The sequence below is a fragment of the Streptomyces sp. NPDC031064 genome (assembly GCF_055570965.1).
In genome coordinates this window covers 481,279-502,660 of sequence record NZ_JBVIGF010000004.1, presented here as the reverse complement: position 1 = coordinate 502,660, position 21,382 = coordinate 481,279, and the positions used below count along the sequence as shown (strand labels likewise).

19 protein-coding genes, 1 tRNA gene and 2 pseudogenes are annotated in these 21,382 nt (G+C 73.8%); 10 read left to right on the top strand and 12 right to left on the bottom strand.

Translation table 11 applies throughout. The features are described from left to right. Positions 1-160: 160 nt before the first annotated feature. Positions 161-234: transfer RNA gene (locus ACZ46W_RS17670), tRNA-Gly, on the top strand. A gap of 88 nt (positions 235-322) precedes the next feature. Here the strand turns inward: ACZ46W_RS17670 and ACZ46W_RS17665 are convergent. Then, positions 323-583 (bottom strand): annotated as a pseudogene (locus ACZ46W_RS17665) (XRE family transcriptional regulator); the annotation flags it as partial. Between the two features lie 5 nt (positions 584-588). Further along, positions 589-663 (bottom strand): annotated as a pseudogene (locus ACZ46W_RS17660) (DNA-binding protein); the annotation flags it as partial. On the opposite strand from ACZ46W_RS17660, the gene ACZ46W_RS17655 reads away from it, so the two are divergent. Beyond that, positions 646-1,329 (top strand): GNAT family N-acetyltransferase, encoded by a 684-nt coding sequence (locus tag ACZ46W_RS17655; protein ID WP_468338793.1) that lies wholly within the window; start codon positions 646-648, stop codon positions 1,327-1,329. The pseudogene ACZ46W_RS17660 and the gene ACZ46W_RS17655 sit on opposite strands and share 18 nt — an antisense overlap. A gap of 21 nt (positions 1,330-1,350) precedes the next feature. On the opposite strand, the gene ACZ46W_RS17650 is transcribed toward ACZ46W_RS17655, so the two are convergent. Beyond that, the gene (locus ACZ46W_RS17650) at positions 1,351-1,860 is read right to left on the bottom strand and encodes a GNAT family N-acetyltransferase (protein ID WP_468338257.1); all 510 of its coding nucleotides are present in this window, start codon (positions 1,858-1,860) and stop codon (positions 1,351-1,353) included. 329 nt (positions 1,861-2,189) lie between these two features. Here ACZ46W_RS17650 and ACZ46W_RS17645 point away from each other — a divergent pair, with 329 nt between their 5' ends. Next, entirely contained in the window at positions 2,190-3,791 is a 1,602-nt protein-coding gene (locus ACZ46W_RS17645; protein ID WP_468338254.1) for an SDR family oxidoreductase, read from the top strand. 5 nt (positions 3,792-3,796) lie between these two features. Then, a complete protein-coding gene (locus ACZ46W_RS17640) occupies positions 3,797-5,188 on the top strand; it encodes a cryptochrome/photolyase family protein (protein WP_468338251.1) in 1,392 nt (463 codons plus the stop codon). 167 nt (positions 5,189-5,355) lie between these two features. Here the strand turns inward: ACZ46W_RS17640 and ACZ46W_RS17635 are convergent, their stop codons facing one another. From ACZ46W_RS17635 to ACZ46W_RS17600, 8 genes are all read right to left on the bottom strand, one after another. Further along, a complete protein-coding gene (locus ACZ46W_RS17635) occupies positions 5,356-6,042 on the bottom strand; it encodes a GntR family transcriptional regulator (protein WP_468338248.1) in 687 nt (228 codons plus the stop codon). Positions 6,043-6,093: 51 nt separating this feature from the next. Next, on the bottom strand, positions 6,094-7,476 hold the full coding sequence (locus ACZ46W_RS17630) for an aldehyde dehydrogenase family protein (RefSeq protein WP_468338245.1): 1,383 nt from the start codon (positions 7,474-7,476) through the stop codon (positions 6,094-6,096). Further along, on the bottom strand, positions 7,473-8,477 hold the full coding sequence (locus ACZ46W_RS17625; RefSeq protein WP_468338242.1) for a proline racemase family protein: 1,005 nt from the start codon (positions 8,475-8,477) through the stop codon (positions 7,473-7,475). Before ACZ46W_RS17625 ends, ACZ46W_RS17630 begins: the two co-directional genes overlap by 4 nt. 21 nt (positions 8,478-8,498) lie before the next feature. Next, positions 8,499-9,407, bottom strand: coding sequence for a dihydrodipicolinate synthase family protein (locus ACZ46W_RS17620; protein WP_468338239.1), 909 nt, complete (start codon positions 9,405-9,407; stop codon positions 8,499-8,501). Positions 9,408-9,482: 75 nt separating this feature from the next. Further along, positions 9,483-10,976, bottom strand: coding sequence for an FAD-dependent oxidoreductase (locus ACZ46W_RS17615; RefSeq protein WP_468338236.1), 1,494 nt, complete (start codon positions 10,974-10,976; stop codon positions 9,483-9,485). After that, a complete protein-coding gene (locus ACZ46W_RS17610) occupies positions 10,957-11,271 on the bottom strand; it encodes a (2Fe-2S)-binding protein (protein ID WP_468338233.1) in 315 nt (104 codons plus the stop codon). The genes ACZ46W_RS17615 and ACZ46W_RS17610 overlap by 20 nt, the downstream gene beginning before the upstream one ends. 64 nt (positions 11,272-11,335) lie before the next feature. Further along, on the bottom strand, positions 11,336-12,499 hold the full coding sequence (locus ACZ46W_RS17605) for an NAD(P)/FAD-dependent oxidoreductase (protein WP_468338230.1): 1,164 nt from the start codon (positions 12,497-12,499) through the stop codon (positions 11,336-11,338). Between the two features lie 92 nt (positions 12,500-12,591). After that, on the bottom strand, positions 12,592-13,860 hold the full coding sequence (locus tag ACZ46W_RS17600) for a wax ester/triacylglycerol synthase domain-containing protein (RefSeq protein ID WP_468338227.1): 1,269 nt from the start codon (positions 13,858-13,860) through the stop codon (positions 12,592-12,594). A 307-nt stretch (positions 13,861-14,167) separates the two neighbouring features. On the opposite strand from ACZ46W_RS17600, the gene ACZ46W_RS17595 reads away from it, so the two are divergent. From ACZ46W_RS17595 to ACZ46W_RS17570, 6 genes are all read left to right on the top strand, one after another. Then, positions 14,168-14,419, top strand: coding sequence for an acyl carrier protein (locus tag ACZ46W_RS17595; RefSeq protein WP_468338224.1), 252 nt, complete (start codon positions 14,168-14,170; stop codon positions 14,417-14,419). Beyond that, complete coding sequence (locus ACZ46W_RS17590; RefSeq protein ID WP_468338791.1) at positions 14,416-15,639, top strand: beta-ketoacyl-[acyl-carrier-protein] synthase family protein; 1,224 nt, start codon at positions 14,416-14,418, stop codon at positions 15,637-15,639. Before ACZ46W_RS17595 ends, ACZ46W_RS17590 begins: the two co-directional genes overlap by 4 nt. Positions 15,640-15,665: 26 nt before the next feature. Beyond that, positions 15,666-17,198, top strand: coding sequence for a cytochrome P450 (locus tag ACZ46W_RS17585; protein ID WP_468338221.1), 1,533 nt, complete (start codon positions 15,666-15,668; stop codon positions 17,196-17,198). Then, positions 17,195-18,412, top strand: a complete 1,218-nt coding sequence (locus ACZ46W_RS17580; RefSeq protein ID WP_468338218.1) for a beta-ketoacyl-[acyl-carrier-protein] synthase family protein — start codon at positions 17,195-17,197, stop codon at positions 18,410-18,412. Before ACZ46W_RS17585 ends, ACZ46W_RS17580 begins: the two co-directional genes overlap by 4 nt. Next, positions 18,412-19,659, top strand: a complete 1,248-nt coding sequence (locus ACZ46W_RS17575; RefSeq protein WP_468338215.1) for a wax ester/triacylglycerol synthase domain-containing protein — start codon at positions 18,412-18,414, stop codon at positions 19,657-19,659. Before ACZ46W_RS17580 ends, ACZ46W_RS17575 begins: the two co-directional genes overlap by 1 nt. Before the next feature lie 118 nt (positions 19,660-19,777). Beyond that, a complete protein-coding gene (locus ACZ46W_RS17570) occupies positions 19,778-20,074 on the top strand; it encodes a hypothetical protein (RefSeq protein ID WP_468338212.1) in 297 nt (98 codons plus the stop codon). A 100-nt stretch (positions 20,075-20,174) separates the two neighbouring features. On the opposite strand, the gene ACZ46W_RS17565 is transcribed toward ACZ46W_RS17570, so the two are convergent. After that, positions 20,175-21,305 (bottom strand): trypsin-like serine peptidase, encoded by a 1,131-nt coding sequence (locus ACZ46W_RS17565; protein WP_468338209.1) that lies wholly within the window; start codon positions 21,303-21,305, stop codon positions 20,175-20,177. Positions 21,306-21,382 lie beyond the last annotated feature (77 nt).

Sequence of the window (21,382 nt, the reverse complement as noted above, 5' to 3'; positions counted from 1 at the left end):
GGCGGCACTCCGCCCCCACACCGTACGCCTCAACTCCCGCCCCCCGCACACGGATCCGTCCCCCACACAGCACAAAGACCCCGCGGCGCGATACACCGGGGGCCTGCCAATGAGGTACAGTGAGCGACGGTACGACACCGGTCCTCCGGTGCCTACTTACGCGGGTGTAGTTTAATGGTAGAACATGAGCTTCCCAAGCTCAGAGCGCGGGTTCGATTCCCGTCACCCGCTCCACGCAGAAGGCCCAGGTCGACGACCCGGGCCTTTCTTGTTGTCCGGCCACGCTAGGCGTCGCGCACCAGATCCGCACCACCTGCCGTTCCTCCCAGGCGTGCTCGGCGAACCGGTCGAACATCCCGCCATCACTCTGGCGGCGCAGATGAAGCAGGGGCGAGTCGTGTCCCACGAGCCGGGCCAGGTGCGGGGTGACCAGCGCCTGCTGGTCGAATCTGAGGACGGACAGCGATACGTGGTTCACGGCGTCCTCGGCGCTGCTGAGCCTGGTCTCGAGCCCGTCCACGGGGCCGAGGCGGTCCAGGTTCTCCAGGGTGATCCGGATGCGCGTCGACACGCTGAGGGCCAGCACCGCTCCGGGATGCGGACGTGGCGGCCCGCCTTGACGAAGGCGATCCGGCGTTCGGCGGCCTGGTCGACGGTCAACAGGGGGTCATTCGCGGGCTGTTCAAGACGGCTCCGACGCCGTTATCACACCAGCCACACCAAGAAGCTCTGCACGACGCCCCGCGGAATCCGATGGTGCGACGCGGCTTCGCCATCAAGAATCGGCGGGTGCATGAAATAGAGCTGTCCGACGGGGTCATCACGCTGTCGCCGCTGCGCCTGGACGATGTGGAGGCGCATCTCACGGGGGAGGACGAGCTGCTGGTTCGCTGGCTCAACGGAGGTCCCGGTACGCGCGAGGGCGTGGAAGCGTACTTCCGGCACTGCCGGGAACAGTGGGACACCGCCGGGCCACTCCGTGCTTTCGGCATCCGGACGGGCGCCGACAAGGTGCTCGCGGGAACGATCGACCTGCGGTTCACAGGAGAGGGCCTGGCTCCCGGCCAGGTGAACGTCGCCTACGGCCTCTACCCGTCCTGGAGAGGCCGGGGCCTGGCCACCCGCGCGGTCCTCCTGGCATCGCGGTACGCGGCCGCTGAGGGCGGGCAGGAGATCGTCATCCAGGTCGATCCGGAGAATCCCGCATCCGCCGCAGTCGCGCGGCGCGCGGGATTCACTCCCGGCAAGCAACCGCACAGCAAGGACGCCACCCGCTTCGACTGGTACATCCGGCACCTGCGCGAGGACCATCCCGGCCGCCCCTGTTGAGCAGGTGCGGCTGCGCCGGGTTCAGAGGCTCTTGCGCATGAGAACGCACATCGTCTCGTGGCGACGGATCGACCCGTCGGGCCCTTCCTCGTCCCAGGCGTCCGGCTCACGGCCGTATGCGACATAGCCCAGGCGCTCGTACAGGGCGCGCGCCCGGGGATTGTCCTCCTCTACAGCGAGTGCGGCCCTGCGCAGCCCGCGGTCCCGAATCCGTTGTTCGGCTGCCCGGACGAGCAGCGTTCCCAAGCCGCGGGACTGCAGCGCCGGCAGCACGGCGAGCTGCCATAGGGTCCCGGCTCCCTCGGAGACTTGGTAGTCGATGCCGCCGATCGCCACCGGCAGATCCGCAGGAGTGCAAACAGCGAGGTACTCCACCTCACCCGCCGCAACGCGCGCCAGTTCCCGCTCCACGTGGCGCAGGTGGGCGTCCGAGCCCGACCAAGTGCACGCCGGCAGGTCCTGGGGCAGTAGATCGCGCACGCTGACAGGCAAGATGACGGCGGCCTCAGTGGAGTCGTCTTCAGTGTTCACGCACGGAAGGATGCGCCGGCAGCGCTGGCACGACAACGGATTTCCCCTCGTGCCATCACCCGCTCGCCGGACGGAGTGCCCGTCGGGTCGAAGTTCTCCGGTGCACGACCGGTTGGCGCGGCGCCGGCCTGTGACGGGCCCGGTGTGGGCGGCTGCCCGGAGGAGTGCGGACGCGGCCTCGTGCTCCGGGGCGATCGGGTGTCACCCGATCGCCGCGCGCGCTGGCGCATCCGGGCGGAGCGCCCGCACGGTGGAGGGGCGAAGAGACCGGTGCGGTGCATCGGAGGATCACTCATGGGCGGACGGGACCTGTGGTGGACAAGGCAGCCATGACGACGGCCGATGGCAGGGGGGCGGCTCCGGACGCCCTGACCTGTCTGGTGACCGGCGCCAGTGGTTACGTCGGAGGCCGGCTGGTGCCCGAGTTGCTGGACGCCGGTCACCGGGTGTGCTGTCTGGTCCGCTCCCCGGGCAAGCTGCGTGACCATCCGTGGTCCGGCCGGGTGGAGATCGTCCCGGGCGACGTGACCGACGCCGGGTCGGTGGCGCGGGCGATGGACGGTGTGGACGTGGCCTACTACCTGGTGCACGCGCTGGGCAGCGGGCGCGGCTTCGAGCGCGCCGACCGCGACGCCGCGCAGGTCTTCGGCGAACAGGCCCGGCGGGCCGGTGTGCGCCGCCTGGTCTACCTCGGCGGACTGCATCCCGCGGGCGTTCCGGAGTCCCGCCTCTCTCCGCACCTGCGCTCCCGTGCGGAGGTCGGCCGTATTCTCCTGGCCTCGGGCGTGCCGACCGCTGTGCTGAGCGCCGCGGTGATCATCGGCTCCGGCTCGGCCAGTTTCGAGATGCTGCGCTACCTCACGGAGCGGCTGCCGGTGATGATCACTCCGCGCTGGGTGCGCACCCGCATCCAGCCGATCGCCGTGCGGGACGTGCTGCGCGTCCTGGTGGGCTGCGCCGGTCTGCCCCCCGACGTCAACCGCGCCTTCGACATCGGCGGCCCTGAGGTGCTCACCTACCGGGACATGATGCGGCGCTACGCCGCCGTGGCCGGCCTGCCTCGACGGTTGATCCTGCCCGTCCCCCTCCTCACCCCTGGCCTGTCCAGCCTCTGGATCGGCCTGGTGACGCCGGTGCCGGCCTCGATCGCCCGCCCGCTGACGGAGTCCCTGCGCCACGAGGTGGTCTGCCGGGAGAACGACATCGAAGGGTACGTACCCAGCCCGCCCGGCCACCCCCTCGGCTTCGACCGCGCCGTCTCCCTGGCGCTGCAACGCGTCCGCGACGCACAGGTCACCACCCGCTGGTCGTCGGCGTCCGTGCCGGGCGCGCCCAGCGACCCGTTGCCCACCGACCCGGGCTGGGCGGGCGGCAGCCTCTACACCGACGTGCGCGAACGCGAAGCCGAGGCCGCCCCGGAGGCGCTGTGGGACGTCATCGAGGGCATCGGCGGGGAGAACGGCTGGTACTCCTTCCCCCTGGCCTGGGCGGTGCGCGGCTGGCTCGACCGGCTCGCGGGCGGTGTGGGCCTGCGTCGGGGCCGGCGTGACGCGCGCCGGCTGAGAGTCGGCGACTCGCTGGACTTCTGGCGGGTGGAGGAGATCGAGCGCGGTCGGCTTCTGCGGCTGCGCGCCGAAATGCGGCTGCCGGGGTTGGCATGGCTGGAGATGCGCGTGGACGGCGAGGGGCCCGTCCGCTACCGGCAGCGTGCGGTGTTCCTGCCCCGCGGACTGCTCGGCCATCTGTACTGGTGGAGCGTCTCGCCGTTCCACGCGGTCGTCTTCGGCGGCATGGCCCGCAACATCGTCCGCGCCGCGGGCCGAGCCCAGCAGGAGCGCGCGCGGTCCTCGGTGACGGCCGCGGCCGACGGGCCCCGCGGTCCGGACCGTGCCGTCCGCAGCGGCCCTCGCGAACCACCGGGGAGAAGCTGAAACCCATGCGCGTCTCAGTCGTCCTGTTCACCTGCGACCTGCGTCTGCACGACCATCCGCCGTTGCGTGCGGCCCTGGACGCGTCCGACGCGGTCGTCCCGCTCTTCGTGCGGGACCGCGCCGTGGTGGCGGCGGGGTTCGCCGCGCCCAATCGCAGCGCCTTCCTCGCCGACTGCTTGGCCGACCTCGACGCCTCGCTGCGTGAGCTGGGTGGACGGCTCGTGGTGCGCTCCGGCGACCCGGTGGAGGAGGTGTGCCGCATCGTGACCGATGCGGACGCTGATGAGGTGCACATGTCCGCCGGGCACAGCCGTTTCGCCAACCGGCGCGAGGAGCGGTTGCGCTCCGCCCTGGAGGCGGCGGGGCGGCGGCTGTTCGTCCATGACGCGGTCAGCGTTGCCGTGCCGCCCGGTGAGGTGGCTCCCGCGTCCTCCGACCACTACGCCGTCTTCACGCCGTACTACCGGCGATGGTCGCAGGCGCCCTTGCGTGCCGTCGCCGCCGCTCCGCGCCGCGTGCGCGTCCCCGACCAGGTGAGAGGCGAGCCGCCACCCTCCCGCGGTGACGTCACCGGCGTCTCGCCCGCGCTGCCGGCCGGCGGGGAGAGCGAAGGCCGCAAGCGGGTGACCGCCTATTGGAGGCGCGGTCTGGGCGCCTACGACACCACCCGCGACGACCTGGCCGCCGATGCCACCTCCAGGCTCTCCGCGCACCTCCACTTCGGCACCCTGTCCCCGACGGAACTCGTCCACCGGGCCAGGCGCCACGGCGGACCGGGCGCCGAGGCGTTCGTCCGGCAGCTTGCCTGGCGCGACTTCCACCGCCAGGTCCTCGCCGCCCGCCCTGACGCCGCCCACGCCGACTACCGCACCAAACACGACCGGTGGCGCACGGAGCGCACCGCGAAGGCCGACATCGATGCGTGGCGGCAGGGCCGTACCGGCTACCCGGTCATCGACGCGGCAATGCGGCAGCTACGCCACGAGGGCTGGATGCACAATCGCACCCGGCTGCTGACGGCGAGCTTCCTGACCAAGACCCTCTACGTCGACTGGCGGATCGGCGCCGCCCACTTCCTGCGGTGGCTGGTCGATGGCGACGTGGCCAACAACCAGCTCAACTGGCAGTGGGTGGCCGGGACGGGCACCGATACCCGGCCCAACCGGGTCCTCAACCCCGTCACCCAGGCCAAGCGGTACGACCCCGACGGTGTCTATGTGCGTCGCTGGGTGCCCGAACTCCGTGGCGTGGACGCCCCGGTGGTGCACGAGCCCTGGAAGCTGCCCGGCCCGGACCGGGCCGCGCTGGACTACCCCGATCCGGTGGTGGAGCTGTCCGACGGGCTGGACCGGTTCCGGCGGGCCCGCGACCGGCAGCGCCGAGAGGCCCCGACGTGACGGAGCGGTCCTGGCCGTACGGAAGGCTCGACGTCCACGTGCGCTCCCCGGCCGGCCCCACGGCCCCGGGCCGCCACTCCGGTCGCCACTCGACGCCGCGCGGTGTGACCTGGCAAGGGCCGGCACGCGGCCACGGCCCCGCCTCACGGAGCCCGCCGCGCGGGTCGCTAGCGGGCGGACGCCGCGGCGGAATCGGGCTTGGCCCAGATCGAGCGGACATGGCCGAGGTGCTTGGCCATGCACTCCTCCGCTCCCTTCGCGTCCCCCGCGAGCATCAGGTCCAGCAGCTCCAGGTGCTCCTCGGCGGAGGGCAGCAGCCGATCGCGTTCGTCCAGGGCCGTCAGGCCGTACAGACGGGTGCGCTTGCGGAGGTCGCCGACGACCTCGACCAGTCGGTCGTTGCCCGCCAGGGCGAGCAGGGACAGGTGGAAGCGGCGGTCCGCCTCCAGGTAGCCGATCAGGTCGTGTTCGCGAGCGGCGCGCACGATCTCCTCGGCGACCGGGCGCAGCGCCTCCAGGTCGGCTCGGGCGGCGGTGCGGGCGACCCGGCCGACCGTGGGCACCTCGATCAGGGACCGGATCTCGGTGTACTGGTCCAGGTCGCGGTCGTCGACCTCGGTGATCCGGAAGCCCTTGTTGCGGACCGGCTCGACCAGGCCCTCGCGGGCGAGGTCGAGCATCGCCTCGCGCACCGGCGTCGCCGAGATCCCGAAGTCCTCGGCGAGCGCGGGTGCCGAATACACCTGCCCCGGCCGCAGTTCGCCGGAGATCAGGGCGGCGCGCAGGGCGTGGGCCACCTGGTCGCGCAGCCGCTCGCGGGCGGCGCCGAGGTCGCGGCGGATCAGATGGCCCATGGGGTCCCCTGGCGTTCTCTTCGTACCGAACAGGACCGCCAGAATACAATGTCACATTGTTCCTGCTGGTGACAGCGTGTACGTGCGGCTGGAGGTGTAGAAGTCCAGAGCGGCGCGGCCCTGCTCGCGCGGGCCGTGACTGGACGCCTTGGTGCCACCGAAGGGCAGGTGGAAGTCGACGCCGCTGGACGGGGCGTTGATCCGGATCATGCCGGTGTCCAGCCGGTCGAGGCCGGTCAGGGCCGTGTTCAGGTCGGCGGTGTGGACGGAGGTGACCAGGCCGTACGGGACGGAGTTGGTGATCCGCACCGCATGGGCGAGGTCGTCGGCCGGCAGCAGGGCGGCGATGGGGCCGAAGACCTCCTCGCGCAGCAGCCGGTGCCCGGCCGGTGCTCCTTCGACCAGGGTCGGGGCGGCGTACCAGCCGGGGCCGTGCGGAACTGTCCCCCGGGCGAGCGTGCGCAGCCCGTGCGAGGCGTCCAGGACCTGGGCGCGGGCGTGCTCACTGATGAGCGGCCCGCACACGGTCGCGGCGTCGGCCGGGTCGCCTGCCGGGACGGCCGCCAGCGCCTCGGCGAGCGCCTCGCGCAGCGGGTCGAGCGCGGCGCCGACCGCGATGACGCGGCTGGTGGCGGTGCACTTCTGGCCCGCGTATCCGGCGATCGCGGCGGCGATGTGGGCGGCCGCCTGCCCGATGTCGGCGTCCGGGAGGACGATCGCGGCGTTGAGGCCGCCCATCTCGGCCTGGGCCGGGACGCCCCGGCCGGTGGCGGCGTGCACGACCGCCTGGCCGACGGCGGTCGAGCCGGTGAAGGAGATGACGTCGGCGGCGGAGATGATCGCGTTGCCTTCGACGGCACCGCCCGGGACGACGGTGAACACGCCGGCCGGCAGCGCCCGCCGGACGATCTCGGCGAGGCGCTGGGCGCAGGCGGTCGCCTCGGGCGCGGGCTTGAGGACGACCGCGTTGCCGACCGCGAGGGCCGGCGCGGCTTTCCAACTGGGTATGGCGAAGGGGAAGTTCCACGGGGTGATCAGCCCGGCCACCCCGTGCGGGCGGCGCCGGCTCAGCAGCAGTCCGGCTCCGGCGGCCGCTTCGTGGACGGCGCCGGTCGGTTCGTAGGGCGCCTGGGCGTAGTACCGCCAGATCGCGGCGGTACGGGCGACCTCGGCGCGGGCCTCGGTGAGCGGCTTGCCCACCTCGCGTACGGCCAGCGCGGCCAGTTCACCCGCGGCGGCCTCGACGGCGTCGGCGACCGCGCCGAGCGCCGCCGAGCGGGCGGCCGCCCCGCCCGCCTGCCAGTCCGGCCGCGCGGCCCGTGCCCGGTCCACGGCGTCCACCGCGGCGAAGGCCCCGGGAGCCGCGATCCGCACGAGGACGTCGGAGGGGTCGGCCGGGCTGCGGGAGGTGAGGGTGTCCAGGTGGGCGGTCATAGGAGGAAGCCTCCGGGGAAGGGGTCGTCGGGGTCCAGGAAGTACTGGGCGGTGCCCGTGATCCAGGCGCGGCCGGTGATGGTGGGCACGACGGCGGGCACCCCGCCGACCTCCGTCTCCGCGACGAGCCGGCCGGTGAACTCCGTGCCGATGAACGACTCGTTGACGAAGTCCCGGCCGAGTGGCAGTTCGCCGCGGGCGTGCAACTGCGCCATCCGGGCCGAGGTCCCCGTACCGCACGGCGAGCGGTCGAACCACCCCGGGTGGATGGCCATGGCGTGCCGTGAGCGGCGGGCGTCCGATCCGGGCGCGGCGAGGTAGACGTGCTTGACGCCGGCGATCTCCGGGCGCTCGGGGTGGACCGGCCGGTTCGGCGACCGGTTGATCGCGTCCATGATCGCGAGCCCGGCGGCCAGCAGGTCGTCCTTGCGGGCCCGGTCGAACGGCAGCCCCAGCGCGTCGAGTTCGACGAACGCGTAGAAGTTCCCGCCGAACGCCAGGTCGTAGCCGACCGTCCCGTACCCGGGGACCTCGCCCTTGAGCCCGAGCCCCACACAGAACGCGGGCACGTTGGTCAGCGTGACCGACTTCGCCACGCCGTCCTCAACGTGTACGTCCACGCTCACCAAACCCGCGGGCGTGTCCAGGCGCACGGTGGTCACCGGTTCGGCGACCGGGACCATTCCGGTCTCGACCAGCACGGTGGCCACCCCGATGGTGCCGTGTCCGCACATCGGCAGGAGCCCGGAGACCTCGATGAAGAGGACGCCGTAGTCGGCGTCGGGGCGGGTGGGGGGCTGGAGGATCGCGCCGCTCATCGCCGCGTGCCCGCGCGGCTCGTACATCAGCAGCGTACGGAGGTGGTCCAGGTGCTCGATGAAGTGCAGTCGCCGCTCGGCCATGGTGGCGCCGGGGATCACCCCGACACCTCCGGTGATCACGCGGGTGGGCATCCCCTCGGTGTGCGAGTCGACGGCGTGGAAGACATGGCGGGTGCGCATGACGGCTCCTTCGCGGCGTGGTCAGTGGTGGCCGTGGGCGAGGGCCTTCTCGGTCGCCTCGCGTACCGCGGCCTCGACCGGACCCGTCAGCGCGGCGCGCGGCGGGCGGACCGGGCCGCCGTGGCGCCCGGCGATGTCCATGGACAGCTTGATGGACTGGACGAACTCGGTTTTGGAGTCCCAGCGCAGCAGCGGGTGCAGCGACTTGTACAGCGGGACGGCCGTGTCCAGGTCGCCGGAGACGGCGGCGTGGTAGAGGGCGGCGCAGGTGGCCGGGAAAGCGTTGGGGTAGCCCGCGATCCAGCCCACGGCGCCGGCGAGGGCGAGTTCGAGGAGTACGTCGTCGGCGCCGATCAGCAGGTCGAGGTCCGGGGCGAGTTCGCCGATCTCGTACGCCCGGCGCACATCGCCGCTGAACTCCTTGACGGCGACGATGGTCCCCTCCTGGTGGAGCCGCGCGAGCAGGCCGGGCGTGAGGTCGACCTTGGTGTCGATGGGGTTGTTGTACGCGACGACCGGCAGGCCCACCTCGGCGACCTCGGCGTAGTGGGCGCGTACGGCGTCCTCGTCGGCGCGGTAGGCGTTGGGCGGCAGCAGCAGCACGGATCCGCAGCCCGCCTGCGCCGCCTGCTCGGCCCACCGGCGGGCCTCGGCGCTGCCGTACGCGGAGACGCCGGGCATTACCCGGGCCCCGTCGCCCGCCGCCTCGACGGCGACCCGCACCACGCGGGCGCGCTCCTCGTCGGTCAGGGTCTGGTACTCGCCGAGCGAGCCGTTGGGGACGACGCCGTCGCAGCCGCTCTCGATCAGCCGGGCGACGTGCTCGGCGTACGCGTCGTAGTCGACGGACAGGTCCGCGCGTAGCGGCAGGGCGGTCGCGACCATGACGCCGCGCCAGGGGCGGGCGGAGTTCCAGGTGGTGGCGGTCATGTCGGTGAACCTCTCTCTATGATGTGACATTTCGCTGATGGACGAAGGCCGTCCCCGGCCCCGCGTACGCCGGTATCAGCCCTCGCCCGCGTCCGCGTCGGAGGAAGCGGCGTTCGTGCCGGAGCAAGCGGCGGCCGGGTCGAGCCCGGCGAGCGCACCGAGCGGGACGGGGACGGCGAACGGGCGCCGTTCGGCGGGCGGCGGCACCTGGTCGCCGCCCGCCGCGAGGCAGGCCACGGCAGCACCGCACATCCGGCCCTGGCACCACCCCATACCCGCCCTGGTCAGCAGTTTGACGGTCCGGGCGTCACGGGCACCGAGCTCGGTGACCGCCTCCCGGACGCGCCCGGCGGTGACCTCCTCGCAGCGGCACACGTCCGTGTCGTCGGGAAGCCACTGCGGCCAGCCCGTTCCGGGCGCGTGGCAGGCGGCCATGGCGTCGGCGAAGGCGCGCATGCGGTCCCGCCGGCGCCGCAGCCTCTCCGCGCGCCTGTCCCGGGTCGGGTCACTCCGCCCGGTCAGCCGGGCGCCGATCGCGAGCGCCGCCAGCTCCCCCTCGGCGATGGCCAGTCGGAAGCCGCCGACGCCGCCGGTCTCGCCCGCCGACCACACGCCGGGCACCGTCGTCTCCTGAAGTGCGTCCAGGACGAGGGCGGCCGTGGCGTCCACGGTGCGGCGGGTGGCGCAGCCGAGTGCCGTGGCGAGTTCGATCTGGGGGGCGAGACCGTGCCCCACGGCGAGGGCGTCGCACGCGATGCGCCGCTGCGAGCCGGGCACGGGCCGCCAGTCGCGGTCGAGCCGGGCGACGGTCACCGCCTCCACGCGCTCGGTACCGTGCACGTGCGTGACGGCACTGCGCAGCAGCGGGCGCACCCGGTGCCGCAGCATCGCCGTCCCGTGCGCCACCGCCTCGAGCAGTTGGTGCGGGTTGGCGGCGAGTGCCCGGGGATGGCGGGCGTACCGCAGGTAGCCGGACGCCTCCACCACGGCGGGGACCCGGGCCCCGGCGGCGGCGAGCGAGACGGCGACCGCGAGCAGCAGTGGTCCGCTTCCCGCGACGACGACCTGCTTACCCGGCAGCACAAGGCCGGACTTGAGCATCGCCTGCGCGCCCCCGGCCCCCACCACACCGGGCAGGGTCCAGCCGGGGAAGGGGAGTTGGCGTTCGTACGCGCCCGTCGCCAGGAGCAGCGCCCGGGCCCGTACGCGTACGGGCCGCTCCTCGTCGCCGTCCGCCCCGGTCACGGCGTGCACCGCCCACCGGCCGTCCTCCGCCGCCCCCTCCCGGGTCACCGACCAGACGTGGTGCCCGGCCAGGTGACTGACGCCGCTCGGTTCGAGCCTGCGGCGCAGATCGGCGAAGAGCGACCAGCCGTGGTGCAGGGCCTCGGGGCGTACGGCTCCGAGAGCGGCGGCGGGGTGCCGGTAGAACTGTCCGCCGACGTGGCCGGAGGCGTCCAGGAGCGCGACCGACAGGCCGGATTCGGCGGCGGTGACGGCCGCGGACAGCCCGGCCGGCCCGGCGCCGATGACCGCGAGGTCGTACGGGTCAGACGCTGAGCTCGGCACGGCCGTGTCCTTCCTGGGTGGTGACCTCGTCGCCCGGGCGGGCCGGGACCAGGCAGGCCCTGCGGTTGGGCGTGCCGTTGACGGTGGCGAGGCAGTCGTAGCACTGCCCGATGCCGCAGAACGCGCCGCGCGGCCGGCCGCCCACGCGGGTGGTGCGCCAGGCGAGGATGCCCGCCGACCACAGCGCGGCGGCGACGGACTGCCCGGGCAGGGCGGGTACCGGCCGGCCGTCCAGGGTGATCTCGAAGGGCGGGCCGGGCTGCGCGCCGGCCAGTTCGGCGGGGGTACGGGCCACGGCGGGCCTCCTCTCTCTCCCAACGGGTGTCGTCTCGTACGGGTCACAGGGGACCCGGCCGGGGTCAGTCGGCTCGGGGCGCCGGTCCGAACCTGGCCGGGTCGAACGGGGCGATGCCGAGGGGTGGTTCGTCGCCGGTCAGGCACCGTGCGATCACCAGGCCGGTGGCGGGGGCGAGCCCGATGCCCGCGCCCTCGTGGCCGCAGGCGTGCAGCAGCCCGGGTACGCGCCGGTCGGGGCCGATCGCGGGGAGGTGGTCCGGCAGGTACGGCCGGAAGCCCGCGTACGTCCGCATCACCCGCACGCCGGCCAGCACCGGGAACAGGGCCGTGGCCCCGAGCGCCAGGCGCCGCAGCACCTCGGTGGACAGCGAGCGGTCGAACCCCACCCGCTCCCGGCTGGCGCCGATCAGGACCGGGCCGGCCGGGGTCCCCTCCACCACGGCGGAGGTCTGCAACGCCGCCGAGCCGCTGGCGACGTCCGCGACGTAGTCGGCGGCGTACACCTTGTGCCGCACCACGCGCGGCAGCGGCTCGGTGACCAGGACGAAGCCCCGCCGGGGCAGGACGGGCAGCTCGACCCCGGCGAGCCGGGCGAGGTCGCCGCCCCAGGTCCCGGCGGCGTTGACCACGTACGGGGCATGAACCTCGCCCTTCGCGGTGCGGACGCCGCGGACCTCGCCGGCCGCCCCGGTGAGCAGGCCGGTGACCTCCTCGCCCAGCCGCAGCCGCACCCGTTCCCCCGCCGCACGCAGCAGGTGGGCGGCGGCCAGCGCGGGCTGCACCTGGGCGTCCTGCGGATAGTGGAAGCCGCCCGCCGTACCGGGGGCGAGGTGGGGCTCCAAGTCGCCCAGCCCGTCCGCCGGGACCTCCTCGGCGACGACGCCCGCCGCACGCTGTCCGGCCGCGAAGGCGCGCAGCGCCGCCATGCCGGACTCGGCGGAGGCGACCACGAGCCCGCCCTTCGCCTCGTACTCGACGGCGGGCGCGATCACCTCGCCCAGCTCTCGCCACAACCGGGTGGAGAGCAGGGCGAGTTCGAGTTCGGGCCCGGGCTCCTTGTCGGAGACCAGCAGGTTCCCCTCACCCGCGCCCGTGGTGCCGCCCGCGACGGAGCCCCGGTCGATCACGGTGACGGTCAGCCCGGCCCGGGCCGTGTAGTAGGCGCAGGCAGCGCCGACCACGCCCGCTCCGACGACGATGACGTCCGACGCGTTTCCCTTGAGCACGCCAGTAACATTTCACATTGCACTGGCTTTGCCAAGACCTCCCGTCCGATCGCACCGGCGCGGCACCGTGCCTCGGGCGAGGGCCTACAACATCACCCTGCCAAGGCCTCCAGCTCCGCGATGACGGCCTCGCCGAGCACCCGGGACTCATCGGGGCGCATGTTGCAGACCACCGTCAGGGCGAGGGCGTCCCCGGTCTTCACCGCGGCGAAACTGGCGTTGCCCGGCCGGTGCAGCGGCGGTAGCACGATGCCCTGGCGGAAGTCCCGCCCGTAGAAGGTGCTGGGCGCGTCGTGCCATCGGAGGACGGTGGTGGACGTGGCCATGTACGAGGGCCGGTACCCGCGCCCGGTGGCCAGCCGGGTCGCCCAGGGGAACATCCCGCGCACCGCGCTCGTCAGCGAGAACATCACGGCGTGCGCGGCGGCCCGGGCGGGCACCTCCTCCAGCATGAGCTGCGACTGCCTCAGCCGGGCCTCGGGCGAGTCCGCGTCGACCGGCACCCGGACCCGGACAGCGGTGACGATGTTGCCCAGTTCGCGGAGGTTCTCCCGCGTGCGGAGATCGCACGGAACGGCCGAGTAGACGGCGCCGCCCTGCCCCGGCCACTGCTCGGGCGGGCCGAACGTGCTGCGCAGGGCGCCGGCCACCGCGCTCAGCAGCAGCTCGTTCAGACTGGCACGGCGGCCGTCGGCTCGCGGCCGGCGTGCGGCGGCCACCAGGTGCGGGGGGAGGCTGTGCACCGCCACGGACGGGCGTGCCCCGGTCGGGTCGGCCATGGGAAGCGCCCGACCGGCAGCGGTCAGGGCACGGATCTCCCCGCCCACGTCACGCGGCCCCACCCGCGGCAGGCGCGTCGGCCGGCCGGACAACCGAGCCGGCGCGGTGCCGTCCATCAACGCGCACAGCAGTGTCTGCAAGGAGCGGCCGTCGATGAGGGTGTGCTGGGCGATGAGGGACAGGGCGAAGCCCCCGTCCGGCCCGCCCGGCACCCCCGGCACGAGGTAGAGGCGCCACGGGGGCAGCCCCTCGGCAAGCGGCCGGTCGGTGCTGTGCCCCCACAGGTCCTCCAGTCCGGCCGGAGAGTCCAGCACATGGACGTCCGGATCGAACGGGTGGGCCGCCGTCCACCGCGGAGTCCCGCGCCGCCCCCGGCGCGCGTCCGGGGCGCCGGCGCGGGGGTGTTCCAGCACCTGGTGCATGCGCTCCAGCACACCCCACCGCTCGGCGACCCGGTCCCGTACGTCGGACAGGTCCGGCGGGCCGCCCGCGAAGACCGCCGCCATGCCGACCACGCCTGGACAGCCGTTCCGGAGCAGTACCTCGTCGGCGAAGGACAGTTTCTCGGGGTGGGGCGCCATGGTCGTTCCTCGGCGTGCTTCTGCGGAGTCCGGTGCGGGGCGCGACCGCCCGGCGGCGGTGCGCAGCCTGAGGAACTCCGCGCGCCGGCCGAGGTTACGGCCTTGCCCGGGCGCATGCCCGGAGCCCGGTGCGCGCGCCCGGAACGCGCCCGCCGCGCTCCCCTGAGCGAATGCCCGGACGAACCCCATTGGTGGAAACAGCGTGTCCTCACCACGCGTTCGCCGTTGACCATGTCGGCGCTGACCTGCTGATCAAGCCGGCAGTGCGATGGCCCGTACCCCTGCTTCAGAAGGAGAGCGCAGGAGCATGCCCACGGTCGCGGAGAAGCTGGCCGACATCCTGACGCACACACTCGGAGTGGAGCCGGAGGAACTCCGGCCCGACGTCACCATGGCGGGGCTGGAGCTCGACTCCCTGGCCCTGGCCGAGCTCGGTGCGGCCGTGCACGACGAGTTCGGGGTCAAGGTCGCGGGTGAGCAGGTGGGCAAGGGGTCCACCTTCGCCGACGTCGTCGCGGTGGTCGAAGGACGGACGGCCGCGGTCGCAGGCGGGAACTGAGCGTGGCGGAGATCGCCGTCACCGGTCTGGGGCTGCTCACCCCGGCGGGCGCGGGCGTGGACGCGACCTGGCGGAGGGTGTGCGAGGGCGGCTCCACCGTGGCGGCCACCCGGGCGGACCTGGCCGGGCTCCCCGTCGACTTCTGCTGCGCGATCCCGGAGCGGGACACCAGCGGCCTGGGGCGCCGCACCACCTACCGCTTGGACCGCTTCACCCGGCTCGCCCTGCCGGCCGCGCGGGAGGCCCTGGCCGACTCGGGTCTGGACACCGCCTCCTGGGACGGTGCCCGCGTCGGCGTCGTCATGGGCTGCGGCCTGGGCGGAGCGGCCGCATGGGAGAAGCAGCACGCCAGGCTGCTGGAGCGCGGCCCGGACGCCGTGTCCCCGCTGCTCCTGCCGATGATGCTGCCCAACATGGCCGCCGGGGAGGTCGCGCTGGCCTGCGGTGCGCGGGGGCCGAGCTGCGTGACCTCCACCGCGTGCGCCTCGGGCGCCACGGCGATCTCCGTCGCGCGCGACCTGCTCACCTCGCACCAGTGCGACGTCGTGATCGCGGGCGGCACCGAGTCGGTGAACACCCCGTTGATCGTGACCGGTTTCGCCAATCTGGGCACCCTGTCGACCCGCTGCGACGACCCGGCCCGGGCCTCGCGGCCCTTCGACGCCGACCGGGACGGTTTCGTCATGGCCGAGGCCGCCGGGGTCCTCGTACTGGAACGGGCCGCCGATGCCGCGGCACGCCGCCGGCGCCCGCGCGCGCTGCTCGTCGGCTGCGGCGCGGCCAACGACGCCCATCACCCCACCGCGTCCCATCCCGAGGCGCGGGGCGCCCGCGAGGCGCTGCACGCGGCCCTGAACGACGCCGGATTCGCCGCCGGGGACGTGGACCACGTCAACGCCCACGGCACGGCCACGCCCCTGAACGACACCATGGAGGCGAAGGCGATCAGCTCCGTGCTGCCCGACGGGCCGCCCGTCACGTCCACCAAGGGCGTCCTCGGGCATTCCCTCGGGGCCACCGGGGCCGTGGAGGCGGCGCTGACCGTGCTGACGATCGAGCGGTCCACCATCCCGCCCACCGCCAACCTCGACTCCCCCGACCCCGCCGTGGACCTCAACCTCGTCACCAAGACCGCACTGCACCAGCCGGTGCGGGCCGCGTTGTCGAACTCGTTCGGATTCGGCGGGCACAACGTCGTCCTCGCCTTCCGCGCCGCATGACCGTCTCGTCCCCGTCGAGAGACCCCATGACCACCACCGCGCCGCGACCCGCCGCACCGCCGGCGCCCCGCGGGATCATCAGCCGGCTCAACTCCCGTCGGGGCCGCGATAACCCGTTTCCCCTCCTGGAGGAGTTGCGCCGCGCCGGACCGGTCCTCGCACACGGCCCGTACGCCCTGCTGGTGACGGGTTACTCCCTGTGCGAGCACATCCTCACCAGCCGCACCTGGATCGCCCCCGACCAGCAGTGGCGTGCCCGCCGCAACATCGCCCCCGACCCTCCCGGGTTCTCGATGTCGGCGACCGTCCTGCGCGTCAACGACCCTCGGCACGGCCGGCTGCGGGAGCTGGCCCGAGGCCCCTTCACCCCCCGGAGGCTGCGCGCCCTGCGCCCCGTCGTCCGGCGGCTCGTGGCCGAGTGTCTCGACGCGCTCGAGGACCGGCTCGACCGTGACGGTACGGCGGACTTCGTCGACACCGTCGCCCGTGCCCTGCCCGCCGCCGTCATGTGCGACGTCCTCGGGCTGCCCGCCCGGGAACGCGCCCGTGCCGCCCGCTTCAGCGCGCTCAGCGGCCCGCTGACCGAGCCCTTCGCCGATGCCGACGACATCGCCACCGCCGAGGCGGTGGCCGCCGACTTCCACGCGTTCGTACGGGCCGCCCTCGACGAGCCCGGCACGGGTCTGCTCTCGGAATGGGCCGCGCACGGGCACGTGGCCGACGGCGGCATCTCCCTGGACGACCTCGCCTCCAACATCGTCTTCCTCGTAGCGGCGGGCTCCGAGACCACCTCCGCGCTGCTGGCCACCAGCCTGCTCGCCCTGGAAAGCCATCCCGAGCAGGCCGACTGGCTCCGCGCCCACCCGGAGGCCCTCCCGGCGGCGGTCGAGGAGATCATGCGCTGGGACCCCGCCGTGCAGATGGTCATCCGCGTACCGGTCGGCGACACCGAGCTGGCCGGAGTCCCGGTCCCCGCCGGGACCCTCGTGTACGTGCTGACCGCGGCCGCCAACCGCGATCCCGACCGGTTCCCCCACCCGAACGCCCTGGACTTCCGGCGGGTGCCGCAACGCGACCTCAGCTTCGGCGCGGGCGCCCACTACTGCCTCGGTGCGGGCCTGGCCCGGCTGGAGGCCGTCGAGTTCCTGCCCGAGTTGTTCCGGCGGTTCCCCACGCTGCGCACGGCCGGACCGCCCGTGCGGGCGCCGGGGATGAGCCTGCGCACCTTCCGGGCCCTGCCGGTCACCCGTGCCCCAGGAGCGGAGAGGAGTCGAGGTCGTATGGACGTCGAGGAGCGGGAGGTCTGGGACCGTCTGGTTCCGTTGTGCGCGCGGGTGCTGTCCGTGGCGCCGGAGGCCGTGGTCCCGGACGCCCGGCTGGTCGCCGACCTGGAGGCCGACAGCCTCGACATCGCGGAGCTGACGGCTGCGCTGGAGGAACGGTTCGGAGTGTCCCTGAAGGGGGTCGACACCACCGGGGTGGCGACCGTACGCGATGTGGCCGGCCTGGTCGTGCGGCTCCGCCGCCCGGTGGGGAATCCGGCCCGGGCCGCCGGGTGATCCGCGACGGCGTCGCCGCGGTGACCGGCCTGGGGGTGCGCTGTGCGGCCGGCTCGACACCTCGGGACCTGTGGGACAGCCTGCTCCAGGCCCGCTCCGTGGTGGTACCGCACGCCTTCGACGACGAGGGCGGGGTCGTGTACCCCGCCTGCCCGGTGCCCGGCTTCGACGCCGACGGGTACATGACGCGCAAGGAACGGCTACGGGCGGACCGGTCGGTGCAGTTGGCGGTGTGCGCGGCGCTGGACGCGGTGGAGGACGCGGGTGGCGTCCACGCCCCGGCCGCACGGCGGGCGGTGGTCACCGGCACCGGGTTCGGGGGTGGCATCAGCCTGGAGCGCGGCATCGGGCAGCCCGACGTGCTCTGGCCGAACCGGGCGATGTACAACGCCGGCGCCCATTGGATCAGTGCCCGGCTCGGAGTCACGGGGCCGAGCCTCACCGTGTCGACGACGTGCGCCTCGGGCGCCCACGCGGTGGGCGAGGGGCTCCAGTTGATCCGCAGCGGCGCCGCCGACGTCGTGGTGGCCGGGGGCCATGACAGCCCCCTCACCCCGACCATCGCGCTGGCCTCCGCACGGTCCGGGGTCATGGTCACCGACTGCGGTGACCCGCACGCCGGCTGCCGCCCGTTCGACGCCGACCGGCAGGGGTTCGTACTGGCCGAGGGCGCGGCCTTCCTGGTGCTGGAGCGGCTGGACGCGGCCCGCTCGCGTGGCGCCCGCGTCCACGCCGTCCTGACCGGATACGGCCGTACCACCGACGCCCACCACCTCACGGCCCCGCGGCCCGACGGCTCCGGGGCCCGGGCGTGCGTCGAACGGGCGCTGGCCGACGCCGGGACGACCGCGGACGCCGTCGCCCACGTCAACGCCCACGGCACGGGCACCGAACTGAACGACCTGGCCGAGGGCCGGGCGATCGCCGCCGTGTTCGGGCCCGCCGGGGTGCCGGTCACCGCGCCGAAGTCGGTGACCGGGAACGGGTTCGGCGCGACGGGAGCGCTGGAGGCCGTGACCGCCGTGCTGTCCGTGAGCCGGAGCCTGGCGCCGCCCACCGCCCGCCTCGCCCGGCTGGATCCCCGCCTCGCGCTCGACGTGGTCACCGTGGAAGCCCGCAAGCTTCCGAGCGGCCCCGTGCTCAGCAACAGCTTCGCCGTGGGCGGGCAGAACGCCTGTCTCGTCTTCGACGCACCCGAGCGGGGACCGCGCTGATGCGGACGAGGCTGTCCGTCCTGGACGAGGGGCACGTACGGACCGGGCTGCCGGAGACGATCGGCCTGGCCGCGCTGTTCTCCGGACCACCGCCGGCCCCGGCCGAGATGCGGTCCCGGGTCGCCGACAGGTGGAGCGGTCTCGACCGCATGAACCTGGTCCTGAGACCACCGGCCGGGCCGGCGGCGCTGACGGGACACCACTGGGAGCGCCTCCGCTCCTTCGACCCGACCGCGCACATCACCGTCGACGACCAGGCACTGGAACCCCTCCTGGCCACCGCCGTCGGACAGCGGCTCCCCGCCGGCCGGCCCCTGTGGCGTCTGGTCGTGGCGCCGAACGCCGTGCCCGGAGGCGAACACGCCGTCGTCCTGCTCGCCCACCACGCCCTGCTGGACGGCAGGTCCCTCGAAAGCGTCTTCCGTCTCCTCATGGACGATCCACCACCGCGACGCCGCCCGGGGGCCACCCCGACGCGGCCCGCCATCCCTCCCGCCGCCCTGTGGCGGGAACTGCGCGGTAGCTGCGCCCGGAGACAGTCCCTGCCGCCGGGCGCGCCCGGCGACGTCGAACCCTCCCTCGCCGTGCTCGGGATCGACCCGCAGGTGGTGCGCGCGGCGCGCCGCCGGCTCGCCGAGGGCCGCGGCGCGACGCTCAACGAACTGCTCGTGAGCTCCTTCGCCGGAGCCCTGCGCGCCTGTTACGGCCCCCTTCGCGGCCGGCCCGAAGGCCCCGCCCCCTTCCACGCCACCGTCCCGGTCGACCTCCGTGACGGGCACACCGCACACCGGCTGGGCAACGCCGCCACCACCGTCCGCGTACCGCTGCCCGTCGACACCGAGTGCCCGGACGACCGCCTGCGCACCGTCCAGGGCCTGATGGCGGCCCTGCCGAGCCGCGCCGACGTCCACCGAGCCGCGCTGCCCGTGCTGGAGGGCGCCGGCCGTCTCCTGCCCTGGCTGACGCACGCCATGGCCCGGCACGGCGTACGCGCCGACGTCACCGCGAGCGGATGCACCGCCTTCAAGTGGCGTGAGGTGACGGCGTCGTTGTGCGGCCGCCGGCTGACGCGGATCGTCGCGGTACCGAAGCTGTCTCCCCCGGGCACGGCCAACCTCTGTCTCGTCCAGACCGGCGACGCCTACACCCTCACCGTCGTCGGTCACCTGCGTCCGGACGCCGCCACCGCCCTGGCCCGGGCCACGGCACGCGATCTGGCGGAGCCCGCGGCGGCGACGGTCGGGTGAGCGCGGCCGTCGACCTCGGCGGCGGCCTCGTCGGCGGCCTCGTCGGCGGCGGAGCCGCCCGGTGGCCCGCGCCGCCGGTGTGGCTGGCACAATCCCGCCATCGAGAGGAGCACACACGATGGCAGGCACACGAGCGCGGCCGGAGAGACGGTCGCTCGCCAAGTCGATGTCACCGTGGGCGGTCGGCGTGGCCGCGGGTGTGGCGGTGGCCGTGGCGGTGGGCACGGCGGCGTTCGCCGTGAGCGGCCGTGCGGCCGACGGGCGCGGCGTCGTCAGGGACGACGGCACGGTCGTGGAACGCGCGGTGACCGAGGAGGAGAGCCGCGAGCAGCAGGGCCAGTGGACCGAGGAGCGGGTGCGCGAGGCGGTGCGCGAGTCCAAGCCGCTCGGGCCTCTCGGGGTCGAGGGCGACTGAGGGCGACTGAAGGCGGCTGAGAGCGGCGACGGCCGGGAACCGGACGGCGGGCGCTCACCGGGAGGTGGTGGGCGCCCGCCGCTGTCATGCCGGTGGTGTGTCAGCCGTTGATCTTGTAGATCAACGACCTCGCCTCGGAGGCGTGCTCGGAGGAGAACAGGTAGTTGTTCGACCAGTTGCCGTTGCTGTCGACGTTGCGGTGGCTGTTGACGCCCACGATGCGGATGTTGCCGCCGGCCACGCCCGTGACCATGGGGCCGCCGCTGGAGCCGTGGCCCATGTCGCAGTTCAGCCGCAGTCGCTCGTCCAGGAGGTCCCAGGAGCCGCCGTCCACGGTGTTGCCGCGGCAGTACATCATGTACTCGCCGCCGTTGAAGTCGGAGTCGGGACGGTTGTAGCCGTCGAACGGGTAGCCGAAGGAGTGCACATCGGTGTGCCCGGGCCCGTCGCTGAAGTTGTATCCGTAACCGCCGACGAAGTCCTGGAGATTGCCGAGCGCGAGGTCCTTCTTGACGATGATGGCGCCCAGGTCCGAGGAGTAGTGGTCGCTGTAGTTGACCCACTTCGTCGGGACCATGACCCGGTCGTGCACCCACCAGTGGTACTGGGTGACTCCGTTGTAGCCGGGCAGGAACAGGAAGTTCTTGTAGAAGGCGCCGCCCTTGCCGCCGTGGAGGCAGTGGGCAGCCGTCCACACCGCGTTCTTGGTGTTGGACACGATCACCGAGGCGCTGCAGTTGTACGTGCCCTTGGGCGTCTCGAAGATCAGCTTCCCGGTGGCGCGGTACGGCCACGTCAGCTCGTTCGACACACGGACGGAGCGGGACACCGTCGGCGCGGAGGCCGTTGTGGCAATGCTCTCCGCTCCGGGTCCCTCCGTGTGCGTATCCCTCGGCGGCACGGCGTCCGCCGATACCGCCTGGCTCTCGGGTGCGGACGTGGGGCCGCTCTCCGTGGAGGCGGGGGCGGGGGCCGGCTCGGCTGCCGGATCGGCCACCGGGGCGGGCAGCGGGTTGGCGAGGGCCTGTCTGACACGCTCCGGCGTCCAGAACTCGCGTATCTGCTCAGGGGTGCTGGTGGCCTCCTGGGTCACCACCGAGGAGGGCTCCGAGCCGGAGCCGGAGGTGTCCGCCGTGGCGGACGGTGCCGCGAAGAGGCCGAGGCCGAGCGTGGCGGTGGCGAGCGCCGCCGCGGTGCCGTGCTGGAGTCGGCGCAGGCGTCGAGACGCCATGGTCGTGCTCCTCTCGCTGTGAGGAAAGTCGGACTGACGACCCCTCTACGCGGTCAGAGCAGCCGACCCGCGCCGCA

Coding starts and splice junctions, on each gene's coding strand:
- ACZ46W_RS17645 (WP_468338254.1), top strand. CDS start 2,190: ATGACGACGGCCGATGGCAGGGGGGCGGCTCCGGACGCCCTGACCTGT.
- ACZ46W_RS17640 (WP_468338251.1), top strand. CDS start 3,797: ATGCGCGTCTCAGTCGTCCTGTTCACCTGCGACCTGCGTCTGCACGAC.
- ACZ46W_RS17635 (WP_468338248.1), bottom strand. CDS start 6,042: ATGGGCCATCTGATCCGCCGCGACCTCGGCGCCGCCCGCGAGCGGCTG.
- ACZ46W_RS17630 (WP_468338245.1), bottom strand. CDS start 7,476: ATGACCGCCCACCTGGACACCCTCACCTCCCGCAGCCCGGCCGACCCC.
- ACZ46W_RS17625 (WP_468338242.1), bottom strand. CDS start 8,477: ATGCGCACCCGCCATGTCTTCCACGCCGTCGACTCGCACACCGAGGGG.
- ACZ46W_RS17620 (WP_468338239.1), bottom strand. CDS start 9,407: ATGACCGCCACCACCTGGAACTCCGCCCGCCCCTGGCGCGGCGTCATG.
- ACZ46W_RS17600 (WP_468338227.1), bottom strand. CDS start 13,860: ATGGCGCCCCACCCCGAGAAACTGTCCTTCGCCGACGAGGTACTGCTC.
- ACZ46W_RS17595 (WP_468338224.1), top strand. CDS start 14,168: ATGCCCACGGTCGCGGAGAAGCTGGCCGACATCCTGACGCACACACTC.
- ACZ46W_RS17585 (WP_468338221.1), top strand. CDS start 15,666: ATGACCACCACCGCGCCGCGACCCGCCGCACCGCCGGCGCCCCGCGGG.
- ACZ46W_RS17575 (WP_468338215.1), top strand. CDS start 18,412: ATGCGGACGAGGCTGTCCGTCCTGGACGAGGGGCACGTACGGACCGGG.
- ACZ46W_RS17570 (WP_468338212.1), top strand. CDS start 19,778: ATGGCAGGCACACGAGCGCGGCCGGAGAGACGGTCGCTCGCCAAGTCG.
- ACZ46W_RS17565 (WP_468338209.1), bottom strand. CDS start 21,305: ATGGCGTCTCGACGCCTGCGCCGACTCCAGCACGGCACCGCGGCGGCG.